We start from the raw sequence: 16057 nt of genomic DNA on the forward strand, positions 1-16057 counted from the left end.
TTTGCGTATGCGCTATTGCAGGTGACTGATAGCGCGATTCTGTATAGCGCTATGTAGCTATTTTTGGAGTGCTCTGGGGATATTTGTGTGCGAGGCGCTTTTGCGGCGCGAGGTTTTATGCAAAACTGTGTTGTCTGCGTTGGTGTTTTGCGGCGCGAGGTTTACGAAAAACTGTTCCGCGCGTGAGCACGGTATGTTGTGCGTTTTACCAGTGCTTTTACGTTCAGGGCTTTGAGTGGAGTCGTGCCGCGTGCGTTCTTTGTTCCGCCATGTGATGGTGCGGCGTTTTTGTGCCTTATCACGAACCAGCGCTATCAACACCTAGATAAGTTACATCTGTCGCTTTGGCAAAAATGACGAAAAAGTACTCTCTATAACCCAGCGGGTTAGTATTTGATTTATAAAGCCGCAGGTAGATGAGTTGCAAGAAAAACAACAGTTGTCCATTTACGTCAAATTAGTCAAAAATGACAGATTTTTCCGTCAAATTAGTCATTTTTGCCAAAGAGCAGGTCAGAGCCATTGTTTGCGCGTCAAATTAGTTGGTTTTGCCAAAGAGCAGGTCAGGTGCGGTGTGAGTGCCAAATTGCTTGTACTTATCACCACACAGCCCAGCGGTGCGGTGTGAGTGCCAAATTGTTCAGTTCAGCCAATGCACAGCTCAGAGCAGCCATTTATGCACCATATCGGTCACGTTTCACACGAGGCTACACAGGGTAAGGCAAACACGTATAAACTGAGCCTAAGCTTTTCGCGCTCGTGTGTCCGCACGCAATGATACTATGGCAAAAGACATAATCAATACGGGCAGAAATGAGCATCAAGCAGCTGTGCGCCTCGTTGAGATGCATAGCATGCCGCGCTCATTAAGAAAGGATTTTGTGCAGTGGACCTCGATAGGCAACAAAGCATAGGTGAGGGCTTTATCGAGAGCTTTGATGCACGCTATCCAACACGAGTTTTAGAGATACTGCTCAAAGATAGAACCACCGGTTGCAACATTATCTGGGCAGATAATGAGTATGAGGCTCTAGGTGAGGGCTATGGGGGAGACGAGCAGATAACCATAGCAAAGATTACCGGACTTTCTTCTGGGGTTATTAAACCGCGCATTGCAAAAGAACACGAGCATCAATCGCTGCGCACCAAAACACGTGCCGAGGTGTTTACGCCATCATGGCTGGTAAATGCCATGAATAACCATGTAGATGCCATCTGGTTTGGCGCGGGCAACACTTTTAACATTGAGGAGGGTATGTCGTGGCGCACCAGTACAGAGCCGCTTAGCTTTCCCAAAATAAAGGGTCACGGCTGGCGCGCCTATGTAGAAAGTCCACGCTTAGAGATAGCCTGCGGAGAAGCGCCCTTTGTTTGTTCGCGCTATGACACGGTTACCGGAGTGGTGCTTCCGGTTAAGGAGCGCATAGGTTTTCTTGACCGAAAGTTGCGCGTGGTGAGCGAAAAAACAAAAACGCGCAAAGAGTGGATTCGCTGGGCATTTGCAGCGCTTAAGGCAACGTATGGCTATGAGTATCAAGGAGATAACCTGCTTATCGCCCGCATCAATGTGTTTGAGACTTTCTGTGAGCATGTGCGTGCACGCTGGGGTGCCGGTTTAGGTGATGAAGAAATTGATATGGCAGCCTGGATTGTGTCGTGGAACTTCTTCCAAATGAACGGCCTTACCTGTGCAGTGCCAAGCAATAAGTTGGACGCTGTTGTGCATTCGAGCTTGTCTGAATATGAAGAGCCATACTTAGAGCCTATACAGCTTTCGCTTTTTGATGATGTTGAGGCAGAACAATTATTTGATGGAGCATCTATTGATACGCCAGCACCGGAACCTACGGGAGCGGTTCCTTTGTGCGTTATATATGACTGGAAAAACAACGAGCCGTTTGAGTTTATGTCAATGAAAGGCAAGGCATTTCCCATGGACAAGAAGTTTTATGCGGTAATTGGCAACCCGCCCTATCAGGAGGAGTTTAGCGACGAAGGTAACAAGACCTTTGCAAAGCCTGTCTATAACGACTTTATGGACGCTGCAGAAGAGGTGGCCGAGCGCGTTGAACTCATCACACCGGCTCGTTTTCTTTTTAACGCGGGCAGTACACCCAAAGCATGGAATGCAAAAAAACTTGCCGATTCACATTTTACGGTACTGCACTACGAGGCAGATGCGTCGCAAGCCTTCCCCAATACTGACATCAAGGGGGGGGGTGGCCATCTCTTTGCGCGACAGCACGCGCACGCTGGGACCAGTAGAGATTTTTATTCCGTTTAATGAATTAGTAGGAATTTATACAAAGGTAAGCAAAACTGGTTTTGAAGGTCTTGATTCGATAGTTTCAAACCGCGGTATGTATCGTTTTTCACAGACAGTGTATGACGAAAAGCCGGACGAGATGAAAAAGATTAGTGATAGCCGTATTCTCTCAAGCTCCTTTGATAGATTTCCAAGTTTTTTTACGAGTGAGAAGCCAGAAGATGAGCATGAGTATATTCAAATTTTCGGGTTATCGCATGGGAAACGACAATATCGTTGGCTGCGAAAAGATTATCTAGCTAAGAACAATAATTTGAATAAATGGAAAGTAATGGTTCCAAAAGCAAATGGGTCTGGTGCGCTAGGAGAAGTACTTTCTACACCCTTAATAGGGCAGCCCTTAATAGGGCATACAGAGACCTTCATAAGCATTGGTAGCTTTGATTCTGAGTATGAAGCAGAAGCCCTATTAAAATATATAAAGTCAAAGTTTGCTCGCGCATTGCTTGGCGTGCTTAAAGTTACGCAAGACAATACAAGACCTGTATGGCGCTATGTTCCGCTCCAAGACTTCACCTCAGCCTCTGACATCGACTGGTCAAAATCCATTTCAGAAATTGATACGCAACTCTATGCAAAGTACGGCCTCACGCCCGAAGAGATTGCCTTTATAGAAACTAACGTAAAGGAAATGGAGTAGCTATGGCGCTCAGCAATATTAGCAATCTCATAAAAACCGCTCGTCCAGCAATTCCGCAGATATATGCCTATACCACACCTGAGATTGCCCGCCACGCTGGCTGGACCAAAATTGGCTACACTGAGCAAAACGTTGAGCGTCGCCTAGAGCAGCAAGCCCATACCATAGATGTTGAGTATCATCTTGAATGGCAGGGCAACGCCATATATGAAGGCAGTGGTGAAACCTTTAGAGATACCGATTTTCATGGGTATTTGCGCAAGCTCAACATTGCGGGCAAGCCTGGCACCGAGTGGTTTGAAATAGAGCCTGTGCCGGCACACCAAAAGTTTTACGAGTTTCGCGAAAACCGCGGCGTGTTAGATACACCCGCAGCTATTGAGTATCGCTTGCGCGATGAGCAAGAGCTTGCTGTTACCCAAACCCTCAAATATGCGCGTCTTCACAAACGAGGCGCGTTCCTTTGGAACGCCAAGCCTCGTTTTGGGAAGACGCTTGCAAGCTATGACCTTTGTATGCGTCTTGGGGCAGAGCGCATTTTGATTGTTACCAATCGTCCTGCTATTGCCAATTCTTGGTATGAGGATTACATCAAGTTTGTAGGCACAGATGCTGGTTTGGCATTTGTGAGCTCGGTATCTGCCTTGCAGAATAAGCCCCATTGTATGAGCCGCGAAGAGTATAGACAAAGCCTTCTTGCGGGCGGTGCAAAGGGCTTTATTGAGTTTGTGAGTTTGCAAGACCTTAAAGGTGCTATTGAATTTGGCGGAAGCTATAACAAGCTTGAACATATTGCCACGCTTGAGTGGGATATTCTCATTATTGACGAGGCGCACGAGGGCGTGGATACCTTTAAGACCGATGTTGCCTTTGACCGCATCAAGCGTAAGTTTACCTTGCATCTCTCGGGCACACCGTTTAAGGCCATAGCTAATGAGAAGTTTTCTAGCGAGGCTATCTTTAACTGGACCTATGCCGACGAGCAAAACGCTAAGAGCAACTGGGACAATACCGAGCTTCAAAACCCCTATACCGACCTGCCGCGCTTGAACATGTTTACCTATCAAATGTCTGATATGGTGGCTGATGAAGTGAGGCGCGGGGTAGACATAGACGGCGAAACCGTGGAGTACGCCTTTGACCTCAATGAGTTTTTTGCTACCAACAGCAATGGCTACTTTGTGCATAACGCCGATGTTGACTGCTTTTTAGACGCGCTCACTACCCAAAAGAAGTTCCCGTTTTCTACGCCTGAATTGCGTGACGAGCTGCGCCACACATTTTGGATGCTGAGCCGGGTAGATTCTGCCCGCGCTCTTGCTCGCAAGCTCAAGCAGCATCCCGTTTTTTCTAACTATGAGGTGATACTTGCAGCAGGAGATGGCAAGCTAGATGAAGAGAGCGAAAACGCCCACGCTTTTGATAAGGTGCGCCGCGCAATAGATACTCACGACTATACCATTACGCTTTCGGTGGGCCAGCTTACCACCGGCGTTACCGTTCCAGAGTGGACGGCGGTTCTTATGCTCTCTAACATGAAGAGCCCTGCGCTGTATATGCAGGCAGCTTTTAGAGCACAAAACCCCTGCCTCTTTAGTCGTGGTGGTACGTTTTTGCGCAAAGAAAACGCCTATGTCTTTGACTTTGACCCAGCGCGTACCCTCACCATTTTTGAGGAGTTTGCTAACGACCTCTACACCGATACAGTCTCAGGTGGCGGTAGCATAGATTCTCGCAAAGAGCGCGTAAGAACATTGCTTAACTTCTTCCCGGTTATTGGTGAGGACGAAAACGGAGAAATGGTTGAGCTTGATACCGAGCGCGTGCTCTCTATTCCGCGCAGAATTCGCGCACGCGAGGTGGTACGCCGCGGGTTTATGAGCGACTTTTTATTTCAAAACATCAGTAATCTATTTCGTGCGCCGTCTCAAGTGCTTGAAGCAGTAAAGACGCTTGAGCCCACCAAGGCTCCCAACAAAGAGCTTGGTATTTCGCACAACACCGCCGATGAGCTAAATCTTAACGAGGAAGGTGTTGTTGAGATTCCTGAGGAGCATATCATCGGCAAGGCTACTCAGCTTTTTGGTAACAAAGTGTATAGCAGCGTATCTGATAAGCTGGATGCAGCTATTGAGGACATTAAGCTTGAACCTTCAACGCCCAGCGAAGAAGAAAAAGCGATGAATCGGCTTCGTGAATCCTTTGCTGAAACGCTTACCGATCCGCTTATAGAAGCGGCAAGAGAGAACTACGGCAATGAGATGAAGCCATCTCAGAAAAAGAAGCTTGAGCGCCGCATTAAAGAAGATATAAACAGATGCATTAACCGCGAGGTGGGCAGCTTTACCATTGAGAAAAACCGCATTGAGCAACATCGCCAAGACAGCCTGGAGCGTGCTCAGACACAAGAGGAGGCAAACCGAATTAACCAAAGCTTTGATGAGCAGCTTGAGCAAGCGTGTCAAAGTTTTGTGGCAAGCCTTAAAGGGTCGCGCGACGATTTGGTGAAAAACGCTGGCGAGACTGTGGTGCGAGAGCTTGAGCTTGCTAAACGGGAGAGTGAAAAGCAAACCATTGAGAGCACCATCAGAGACCATTTGCGCGGTTTTTCTCGAACGATTCCCTCATTTCTTATGGCGTATGGCGATGAGAACACCACGCTCGCAAGCTTTGATGCGATTATTCCCTCAGAGGTATTTCGTGAGGTTACAAGCATTAGCGTAGAGCAGTTTAGACTGCTGCGCGATGGCGGAGACGTGTATGACCCTGAGACCGGGGAGCTGGTTCACTTTGAGGGACAGCTCTTTGACCCCGTGGTGTTTGACGACTCCGTGCGTGAGTTTATTAAGCTCCGTGAGCGTTTGGCAAACTATTTTGATGAATCGCTTACCGAAGATATTTTTGATTATGTTCCGCCGCAAAAGACAAATCAGATTTTTACACCTAGAAGTGTGGTTGTGCACATGCTTGATTTGTTTGAGCAAGAAAACCCAGGCTGCTTTGATGACCCAGAGCATACCTTTGCTGATTTGTATATGAAGAGCGGCTTGTACATTACCGAGATAATCAAGCGGCTGTATCGCAGCGAAGCAATGAAACAACATCTTCCCGACGACCGCACTCGGCTTGACCATATTTTGGAGCGTCAGGTATTTGGCATTGCGCCAACAGAGATTATCTACCAGATAGCAACGCACTACATTTTGGGCTATGGTAGCGAACTTAGCGGGAGCTGCGACACCAACTTTGTCATGGCCGATTCTTCCACATTGGCAAAAGAGGGCAAGCTTGCGGCCTTTGTTGAGCAGACCTTTGGGGGAAAGTTGTAAGAGTAGACCTTAAAGAAGCTGGTTGGCGGGCACGTGCGCGTAAAACCTGTGCATCATATGGCGAGGCTTGTGTTTGATTAAGCCTTGCAACACCGTGGTACCATGCGAACAGCGAAAGCATCTGAAAGGTTGACCATGGTTGATTACGATAAAGTTGTGCAGGCAACGCGCCTTTTGCTTGAAGGCATAGGGGAAGACCCTATGCGTGAAGGACTTCTTGACACGCCCGCACGCGTTGCGCGCATGTACACTGAGCTCCTTGCAGGAAACGGTACCAACGCTCGCGAGCACCTATCCACAACATTTTCGGTTGAAGCGTCTGATTTGGTGATTGAGCGCGATATTGCCTTCTATTCAATGTGTGAGCATCATCTTCTGCCGTTTTATGGCAAGGCAGCAATTGGATATATTCCGCGCGGTAAGGTCGCCGGTCTTTCTAAGCTTGCGCGCACGGTTGAGGTGTATGCTCAGCGCTTACAGCTCCAAGAACGTTTGTGTTCGCAAGTTGCTGATGCGCTTATGCACTATCTCGACCCGGTTGGCGTGATTGTGTATATGGAAGCAGAGCATATGTGCATGACCATGCGCGGTGTAAAAAAACCAGGGGCATGCACTACAACGCTAGCATGCCGCGGTGCTTTTCTTGATGACCCGCGCTTAGAACAGCGCTTTTTGTCGCTCATAACAGCGTAGGGGCTCGTATGGAAAACCAGATGAAGCATCACGTAAGCACCCAAGACACATCAACACTCGCTCCTTATGAGACGCATACGGCGCTCAAGCCTCATATGCCCCAAGCTCAGCTCACCCAAATAGATATTGCTCATATGGATTGTGTTCATATTGATGGGCTTGAAGTGTTTGCTCGCCATGGTGTTTATTCAGCAGAGCATGAACTTGACCAGAAGTTTGTTATTTCCCTAACGCTTTATACCAATTTGCAGCATGCCGGCATAACGGATGAACTTGAGTACTCAATTGACTATGCAACAACTGCTCAGTTAATCGATTGTTTTGTACGTGAGCATCACTTTAAGCTCATTGAATCAATTGCAGAAGGTATTGCACAGCGTATGTTTTCACATTATCCCACGGTTGTGGGCGTGCGCGTGCGCGTGGATAAACCTTGGGCGGCGTTAGGTCTTCCTGTGCGTTCTTGTGGTGTTGAGATTGAGCGTGTACGGCAAAGAGCTGAGCAGGCATAATACAAGCAAGCAGTTCATGCTGCTTGCAATACTGCTGCACATCATCGCGTGTAGCTAGCAAGGTATATGAGGTACAAGGTATATGAGGTATTTGGTATGAAAGGAGCTGTGTGGTGGCAACTTCAATTGAGGATATGGTAATTGAGCGCGCTAAAGCTGCAAAAGAAGCTTCGCGCCACCTAGGCTTTGCATCAAATGAGACCCGCCAGGCAGCGGTGCATGCTATGGCAGCTGCGCTGCGCGCGCGGACGCCCGAAATACTTCAAGCAAATGAGTTTGATATGCAGCAAGCTCAAGAGCAAGGCATAGCCGCTGGTCTTCTTGACCGCTTGTTGCTTACGCCCGAGCGCATGGCTGCCATGGCTGATGCCCTTGATTCACTTGCAGAGCTGCCAGACCCGGTGGGACGTGTGCTTGAGCATCGCACTATCAGCCAAGGTCTCGACCTCACTAAGGTATCGGTGCCGCTTGGCCTAGTGGCAATGGTGTATGAAGCACGTCCAAATGTCACTGCTGATGCAGCAGGTATTTGTATTAGAACCGGTAACGCATGTATCTTGCGCGGTGGGTCTTTGGCGCAGCATTCGTGTGTTGCTATTGCGCATGTGCTATCAGATGCGCTTGAGGCATTGGGTTTGCCGCGTGATGCCTTAAGTATTATCGAGACCACCGACCGAGCAGCTACCGGTGTTTTAATGGCACAGCGCGGTATTGTTGATGTGCTCATTCCGCGGGGCGGAGCTGGGTTGATTCAGCGCTGCGTGCGCGAGAGTTTGGTTCCTGTTATAGAAACAGGCACAGGCAACTGTCACATATATGTACATGAGTCCGCTAATCTCAGTCAGGCAATCCCCATTATCCTGAATGCAAAGACGCAGCGTGTGGGCGTTTGCAATGCTGCGGAGTCCTTGCTGGTTGACGAGGCAATTGCCGGGAGCTTTATTCCTGAGATAGCGCGTGCACTACTTGAGGCTGGGGTTTTGCTTCATGGTGATGAGCGTAGTTGCAAGCTCATAGGTGATATGCCAGAGGCAACGCGAGACGGCGAGTCTCTTGTTGTGCGAGCAACTGAAGATGACTGGGGACGCGAGTATTTAGCGCTTGAGATGAGCATCAAGGTGGTATCTGGTCTTCGCGAGGCAATACATCACATCAATTGTTATGGTACGGGGCACTCCGAGTCAATTCTTGCAGAAGATACAGATGCCTGTGAGCAGTTCTTGCTAGAGGTTGATGCTAGTGCTGTGTATGCAAATGCTAGCACTCGTTTTACTGATGGCGGAGAGTTTGGCTTGGGTGCAGAAATTGGCATTTCAACGCAGAAATTACATGCACGCGGTCCTTTTGCAGCAGAGGCGCTTACAACTACAAAATATGTTCTACGCGGTTCTGGTCAGGTGCGCCCGTAGCTTCTAGCAAGTACTACAGAGCGTTTATATCAAGGCACTCAAAAACAGGCGGCACCAAAAGGTGAACCGCCTGTTTTCGGAGTTTCGTAACGAGTGCTTTGAGCAAGCTGCTATACGTAATTGCAGGTGTTACGCCTGAGCTGCAACAAAGCTATCGCGGTCGGGTGCGAAGCTTTGCATGGCCTCAATGGTGCGCGCAAATAAATCGTCCAGCTCCCAGCCCAGTAACTCAGCGCCTGAACGTATAACGTCGCGCGACACACCGGCGGCAAAGCGCTTATCCTTAAACTTCTTTTTAAGAGACTTAACGGTAAAGTCCATAACGCTTTTGCTGGGTCGCATAATCACCGCAGCGCCAATAAGACCGGTAAGCTCCTCAGTTGCAAAAAGAATCTTTTCCATCATGAGTTCAGGGCGTGGTAGCTCAGGATTAAAGTCGCTGGTGTGAGTTTGGATAGCACGAATGAGCTCCGGCGTGCCGCCTGCTGCCTCAATCCATTCAGCAGCAAATAAGGTGTGCTTTTGAGGCTCGTCTTCATGCTCTTCCCAGTCAAGGTCGTGAAGCAAACCAACGATTCCCCAAAACTCTTCATGCTCAGGGTCAAACTCACGGGCAAAATACTTCATAGTTGCTTCAACTGTTGTTGCATGTTCAAGATGAAAGTCATCCTTGTTATGAGCTTGTAGCAACTCAAGCGCGCCTTCTCGACTTATTCCTGCGGATAATTCAGCCATGGTTCCTCCCTCAACTGGCACCTATACATCAATTATCGCAATGGAGCATGAACTCATGCACAAGATTTTCGCTTGTATACCCACTATATGTACTTGTAAACCTTCTGAGCAGTTGTTTATTGGTAAAAAAGGCTATGATGGTAGGCAAGTACAATGCAGCTATCCATTGGTTGAAAGGCTTCGTATGTCACGTATTGGTGTAATTGGTTGCGGAAAAATGGGCTCAGCAATTGTTATGGGCATGGTCCAGCATGAGTATATTGAGCCGGAACACATTACGGTAGTTGATAATCACATCGAGTTGGCTGAGCGGCTTGGCACGTCGCTGAATGTGTGTGTCGGCGAGGATAACCTAGAGGCTGCACGTGGTGTCGATATGCTTATCTTAGCGGTAAAACCCCAGCATATCGAGGCTGTTCTTGATGAGGTTGAGCCGGTGCTGGCTCCTGGTGCGCTTATTATTTCAATAGCTGCCGGCGTAACTCTAAAACGCCTTGCGACGCTTGTGGGAACCTCGCGCAAGCTGGTGCGCGTTATGCCTAACCTTCCGGCTCAGGTACATGCTGGCATGACAGCCATTACTCCTAATGAGTTGGTGCAAGACCTTGAAGTCGCCTCGGTGCTTGAGCTGTTTGAGTGCATGGGTGACGCGGTCTTGGTGCCCGAAACCTACATGGACGCGGTTACTGCTCTATCAGGTAGCGGTCCTGCCTATGTTTGCCTATTTATTGAGGCTATGGCTGATGCGGCTGTATTGCTTGGCTTGCCCCGTGATTTGGCGTATCGCTTGGCTGAGCAAACCGTTGCAGGAAGTGCCGCGTATTTGCAAAAAACAGCTACACACCCGGCTGTTCTTAAGGACGAAGTTGCCTCACCAGGTGGTACCACCATCGCTGCGCTGGCAGAACTTGAAGCGCGTGGGCTTCGCAGTGCCGTGATTGAAGCGATGCGGGTATGCGCTCAGCGCAATCAGGAGCTGTAGTCAAGGCTCGCTCTAAAATATATCAGGCGGCATATTGTTACACGGCAGCTGCTGCTGTGCTATCGCTCGGTACTCGCCTCAAATTTAGTTGTTGCTTGGCTCTATAAAGGTGGCATTGAGCGTATCGAGTTGAACCATAAGCTCTTCTTCGCTCATATGAAGCGCAATCGAGAGCTCTTCAACGCTGCGTTTATGTGCTTCTTTGAGGATGCGCGCATAGTAGCTACTGGGTTTTTTATCATGATTGTGCGCATCCTGTATGCGTTGCAACATGGTTTTCAAAACACGGACAGTCTCTGGTGCGCCCTTTTTAAGCTGCTGCTTAAAATAGCTTTCTTCGAGAGAAGAATTGCGCTCGGTGTGGGTATCGCAAGCAATTTCGCTATACGTTGCCATGATATGTTCAGCTTCTTCGCGGGTAATGCAGCTATGAAGGCGGTCTGCCTGCGCCAAGGGATAGCGCATGAGGGTTTTAGCGTGTCCCTTTTTTGCTTCAAGCAAAAGCATGGGTGCAGGAGTGTTTTCAATTCCTGTTACCCTACAAACACCTTGGCCTGGATGAATAATATGCTCGCCAATACAAAACATGCTGACTCCTTACACGATGTGCTGCATCTAGCATATCAGGCTTATGAGATAAACATGCAGGTAAACAACAAAAACTGAGAGAATTATGAGTTTTATGTAGAAGCTGTGTTGTATTATTTTATATACGCTGGTCTAAATGTTGAAAACCATATTGCAATCAACTGGTAAAACTTATGCGTGAGCTGCCCCATACCTGCTGGAATATGCTAGAGTATCGGTTTAATTCGCGTAAGAAGACGCGCGCGTTGTTTAATTTAAGGAGGACCCATGCCCGAGAAGATTGAAGAGCTGGTTCGCGCTGCACTTGCGGCTGCCCAGTCTGCTGGAGACGTGCCCACGTTTGAGCTTGAGGATTGTGGTATCGAGCGACCGGCAGACACTTCTCATGGTGAGTGGACCTCAACACTCGCTCTTAAATCAGCCAAGCTTGCTCACTGTGCCCCTCTAAAGATTGCCGAGGCTGTAGTTGCACATATGCCAGAAGACCCCGTGTTGTCTAAGGTTGAAGTTGCAGGCCCTGGCTTCATCAATTTTTATCTCAGTGCTGCAGCAATTAATGCGGTTTTTGCTGAGGCTCGTGCACAGGGTATGGATTTTGCGCGTTCAAATGTTGGCGGCGGCGTCAAAACTCAGGTTGAGTTTATTTCTGCTAATCCGGTAGGTCCCATGCATGTTGGACATGGTCGTTGGGCAGCACTGGGCGATTCTATGTGTCGCGTTATGGCTCATGCAGGCTTTGATATGCAGCGTGAGTTTTGGATTAACGACTACGGCAATCAGATGAATACCTTTGGTAACTCCATCTCTAAGCGCTATATGCAGCTTGCCGACATTATGAAAAAGCAAAACTGCGACATTGAGGCAGCCCGCGATTTTCTAGCACAAGACCGTGACAACTATGTTCAGGACGAGATGGATGAGCACCCCGATTCTCACCCGTACATGGATGAGTTCTCGCGTGATTTGGGAAAAGACTCCTATGGTGGAACCTACATTATTGATGAGGCTGCTCAGTTCTGGCGCACCGATGGCGATGCATGGGTAGACGCTGACCCAGAAGAGCGCATGTTGTCCTTCCGTGAGCGCGGTTATCAAAAGATGCTCAAGGATATGCGCGAAACCTGCCATGACGTTCGCTGCGACTTTGATGTCTGGATGCCTGAGCGCACTATGTATCAGAAGGATTGGTCGGGTACCTCGCCGGTTGAGCGTGCCTATGCCAAGCTTGATGAAATGGGTTATCTCTATCGCACTGAAGATGGAGCGCTGTGGTTTAAGTCAACCGAATTTGGCGACGACAAAGACCGTGTTATCCAGAAGTCCAATGGTGAGTACACCTATTTCTCCTCAGACATTGCCTATCACTGGAATAAATTCCAGCGTGTCGACCACGTAATTGATCTTTGGGGTGCTGACCACCATGGCTATATTGCTCGTGTAACTGCTGTTTGTGATGCTCTGGGCTATCCTGGTCAGTTTGAGGTTCCGCTGGGTCAGTTTGTTAACCTGCTGCGCAACGGCAAGCCTATCCGTATGTCCAAGCGTAAAGGCACCATGATTACCTTCCGTGAGCTGATTGACGAGGTAGGTGCCGACGCAACGCGCTATACCCTCATTTCGCGTTCAAGCAATCAAACCATTGACTTTGACATTGAAGCGGTAAAAGAAAAGAGCCAGAGCAACCCAGTGTACTACGTTCAGTATGCTCATGCTCGTATTTGCTCAATTTTGCGTCGTGCTGCAGGTGTGAGCCCTGAGCAGGCAGAGCTTATGAGCATGGACGCTGTGTCGGTTAAGGCATTGAGCGGCGAGGTTGATTATGCCTTGTTGACGCATCCCTCAGAGCTCGCGCTTGCACGTAAGCTATCTGAGCTTGAGGAGCTTATTGCAGGATGTGCCCGCGACCGTGCTCCGTTCCGTTTGACGCACTATGCCGAGGAGTTGGCGGCGGGCTTCCATAGCTTCTATCAGGCATGTCAGGTACTGCCGAGCGAGGGTCGCCCTGTTGACCCAGCACTCACGCTTGCACGTTTGGCTGCTTGCGATGCCGTTCGCTCCGTGCTTAAACTGACGCTCTCTCTGATTGGTGTTTCTGCTCCTACACAAATGTAGAGGTGTGCACTACAGTAGCTGAGCTAATCGCTGGTATAAGGCAGTTTTGCAGCTTTGAGCTTTAACACGGCTTTTACCAGCACGTTTGAGAGCATGCGTGCACCCTTCGCACTGCTTTTCCCAAGTAGCTTTTTTGTACCCCCGGTGTCTTTATGGACACAGGGGGTATTTTCATGAGAGTTTTTCATCAGCTCTATACATCAATGCACTCTGTGCTACACTGCAATCGCGCAATGCGCATCCCGTTTCAACTTTAATCTTTTTTGCTTTATATATGTCTGTGGTTGTAGGCAGTCAAGCGAATTGCCGATGAATGGAAAGAGTAACACGTGACCGAACAAACCAATCAAGATGGAGCATCAGCACCTTCTGGCGATGCGCCTGTGCGTCGTCGCCGGGGTCGTCCGCGCAAGTCTGAAAGCCAGCAGGCGGTGACAACACCTAAGACTCCTAAGCGCCGTCGGGGTCGTCCGCGCAAGTCTGAGACCCTTGCCGCTTCGTCTGCTCCTGTTTCGCATGAAGTGGCTGCCGCGCGAGCGCTTAGCCAGGTTTCGCAGGCAGAGATTGCCCGTCAACAGCGTCAAGAAGAAGAGCGTATTGCTGCAAAAATTGCCTCAGGTGATATTTCGCAGCTTATAGACCCAACGCTGCGTCCTCATCGTCGTGGACGCAAGCCAAAGGCCTACATTGAGGCAGAGCGCGCTGCAGCCGCCGCTTTAGCTGCTAAGCAGGCAGAATACATTGCAGGCATTGATTCAAAAAAGGCTGCGCCTGAGCAAAGCCCGCGTTTAGGTGCTTCTCACGGGCAACAGAGTGAACAGCCTGTGGTAGGTGTTCGTAGTCGTGATGCACGGCCTGGTCGCGCAGAGCGTGCTCAGCGAGGGTTCACGGGAGATGTTGCTTCTCCATTTGAGATTGGACAGGCTACTGAGCGCTTTATGCGTGCATCACGCCAGCAGCTTGAACAGGCAACTGTGCCCGCACGCCCGCACGAGCCACGCCAGCCGGTAAGCCCCTTGGAGTCGTTAGGAGCAATACCTGCACCAGATGCAGCTGCTCAGACATCCTTGCCGCGCGAGCACGAAGCTCAAGGGGGTAGCAGTGCAGCTGAGGGCCACACTATCCGCGCTCATGCTTCAGAGGAGCGTGCTCGTGAAACGCTCAACAGCGAGGGTCGCACACGTGATGCGCAGGCTGTAGAGACACGTGCTTCTGAGCGTCCTGTAGAGCATCATCAGCACAGCCAGCGAACAAATCAGCGTCAACAAAATAATCGCAATAAACGAAATAATCGTTTTAATGCGCCAACCGAGCCAACCTTAACACGTGATGAACTCTCAGAGCTTAAGGTTGCTGACCTGCGCAATAAGGCAAAAGAGCTCAATCTTGACTATCTTGGTAAGAAAAAAGCTGAGCTTGTTGAAGAAATCTATACAGCCGCGGCACGCGCTGAGGGCTTCCGTGAAATTGCCGGCATTTTAGATATTGATGCACAGGGCTTTGGTTATATCCGTGCGCAGGGCTACCATCATAGCCGTGAAGATGCATTTGTTGCAGCTAATATGATTCGTGCTGCTGCTCTTCGTCCGGGCGATTATGTGGTGGGTACTCTGCGCCCGCTTCGTGCAAACGATAAGTATCCGGGTTTGGCGCGTATTCAAAGCATTAATGGCTTGGACCCCGACGCTTCACGTCAGCGCCCCAAATTTAGCGATTTAACACCTATTTATCCTGATGAACCGCTTCGTATGGAGCATGGCCGTGATTCGGTTACTGGGCGTGCAATTGATATTGTGGCACCAGTTGGAAAAGGTCAGCGCGGTCTTATCGTGTCGCCACCCAAAGCTGGTAAGACCACTATTTTGAAGCGCATTTGTCAGTCGATTGCTATCAATAATCCAGAAGTGCACCTCATTTGTTTGCTCGTAGACGAGCGCCCCGAAGAGGTAACCGATATGCAGCGCTCTATTAAGGGTGATGTGGTTGCATCGACCTTTGATATGCCAGCCGAAAACCATACACGCATCTCTGAGTTGGTTATTGAGCGTGCAAAGCGCTTGGTTGAGCTAGGCGAGGACGTTGTTGTGGTACTTGACTCCATTACGCGTTTGGCGCGTGCATATAACCTCGCAGCTCCGGCTTCGGGTCGTATTCTGTCGGGCGGTGTTGATTCGGCGGCGCTGTATCCGCCTAAGCGCTTCTTGGGCGCTGCACGCAATATTGAGCACGGTGGTTCGCTCACCATTTTGGCGTCTGCACTGGTGGATACCGGTTCTAAAATGGACGAGGTTATCTTTGAGGAGTTCAAGGGTACCGGTAACATGGAGCTCAAGCTTGACCGCGATTTGGCAGATCGTCGTATCTTCCCAGCCATTGATCCGGTTGCTTCTGGCACCCGCAACGAAGATTTGCTCATTGATGAGCAGATGCGTCCATTTATGTGGGGTATTCGTCGCGTGCTTGCCAATATGAATAACACTGAACGCGCGGCAGCAAGCTTTATCAAGGGCTTAAAGGCTACGGACAACAATCAGGAATTCTTGGTTCGCTCAGCTAAGCGGGCGCAAGATTCTGAGCTTGCATAAGGGGAATACACAGGTAGCGAGCGCGTGCGCTTCATGAGACCTTGAGTCTTAAAATATATGCAATGAGAAGGCGAGTACTGGGTGGTGCTCGCCTTTTTTGTGCGCGTACTTGAATGTATAACAAGTCGTATACACATAAAATAGCC

At 49.4% G+C, this 16057-nt stretch carries 11 protein-coding genes; 9 read left to right on the plus strand and 2 right to left on the minus strand.

Translation table 11 applies throughout. The features are described from left to right. Positions 1–886 precede the first annotated feature (886 nt). From KPC83_RS03130 to KPC83_RS03155, 6 genes are all read left to right on the plus strand, one after another. Positions 887–2284, plus strand: a complete 1398-nt coding sequence (locus tag KPC83_RS03130) for an Eco57I restriction-modification methylase domain-containing protein (RefSeq protein ID WP_216279106.1) — start codon at positions 887–889, stop codon at positions 2282–2284. Continuing rightward, positions 2220–2966, plus strand: a complete 747-nt coding sequence (locus tag KPC83_RS03135) for a hypothetical protein (RefSeq protein ID WP_216279107.1) — start codon at positions 2220–2222, stop codon at positions 2964–2966. Before KPC83_RS03130 ends, KPC83_RS03135 begins: the two co-directional genes overlap by 65 nt. Positions 2967–2968: 2 nt before the next feature. Beyond that, positions 2969–6295 (plus strand): DEAD/DEAH box helicase family protein, encoded by a 3327-nt coding sequence (locus KPC83_RS03140; RefSeq protein WP_216279108.1) that lies wholly within the window; start codon positions 2969–2971, stop codon positions 6293–6295. Positions 6296–6430: 135 nt separating this feature from the next. Next, positions 6431–6988 (plus strand): GTP cyclohydrolase I FolE, encoded by a 558-nt coding sequence (gene folE / locus KPC83_RS03145; RefSeq protein ID WP_216279109.1) that lies wholly within the window; start codon positions 6431–6433, stop codon positions 6986–6988. A gap of 8 nt (positions 6989–6996) precedes the next feature. Further along, entirely contained in the window at positions 6997–7500 is a 504-nt protein-coding gene (gene folB / locus KPC83_RS03150; RefSeq protein ID WP_216279110.1) for a dihydroneopterin aldolase, read from the plus strand. Positions 7501–7613: 113 nt separating this feature from the next. Further along, the gene (locus KPC83_RS03155) at positions 7614–8909 is read left to right on the plus strand and encodes a glutamate-5-semialdehyde dehydrogenase (protein ID WP_371819275.1); all 1296 of its coding nucleotides are present in this window, start codon (positions 7614–7616) and stop codon (positions 8907–8909) included. 129 nt (positions 8910–9038) lie between these two features. Here KPC83_RS03155 and KPC83_RS03160 read toward each other — a convergent pair whose 3' ends face one another. Beyond that, entirely contained in the window at positions 9039–9644 is a 606-nt protein-coding gene (locus KPC83_RS03160) for an HD family phosphohydrolase (RefSeq protein ID WP_216279111.1), read from the minus strand. A gap of 184 nt (positions 9645–9828) precedes the next feature. Between KPC83_RS03160 and proC the strand changes: the two genes are divergently transcribed. Beyond that, positions 9829–10626: a pyrroline-5-carboxylate reductase gene (gene proC / locus KPC83_RS03165; RefSeq protein ID WP_216279112.1), complete on the plus strand. Its 798-nt coding sequence runs from the start codon at positions 9829–9831 to the stop codon at positions 10624–10626. Between the two features lie 84 nt (positions 10627–10710). Here proC and KPC83_RS03170 read toward each other — a convergent pair whose 3' ends face one another. Further along, positions 10711–11214, minus strand: a complete 504-nt coding sequence (locus KPC83_RS03170) for a CarD family transcriptional regulator (protein ID WP_216279113.1) — start codon at positions 11212–11214, stop codon at positions 10711–10713. Positions 11215–11481: 267 nt separating this feature from the next. On the opposite strand from KPC83_RS03170, the gene argS reads away from it, so the two are divergent. Together argS and rho are read left to right on the plus strand one after the other, a co-directional pair. Further along, entirely contained in the window at positions 11482–13326 is a 1845-nt protein-coding gene (gene argS / locus KPC83_RS03175) for an arginine--tRNA ligase (RefSeq protein WP_216279114.1), read from the plus strand. Between the two features lie 329 nt (positions 13327–13655). Continuing rightward, positions 13656–15911 (plus strand): transcription termination factor Rho, encoded by a 2256-nt coding sequence (gene rho, locus KPC83_RS03180; RefSeq protein WP_216279115.1) that lies wholly within the window; start codon positions 13656–13658, stop codon positions 15909–15911. Positions 15912–16057 lie beyond the last annotated feature (146 nt).

The sequence above is a fragment of the Collinsella sp. zg1085 genome (assembly GCF_018889955.1).
Taxonomy (GTDB): domain Bacteria; phylum Actinomycetota; class Coriobacteriia; order Coriobacteriales; family Coriobacteriaceae; genus Collinsella.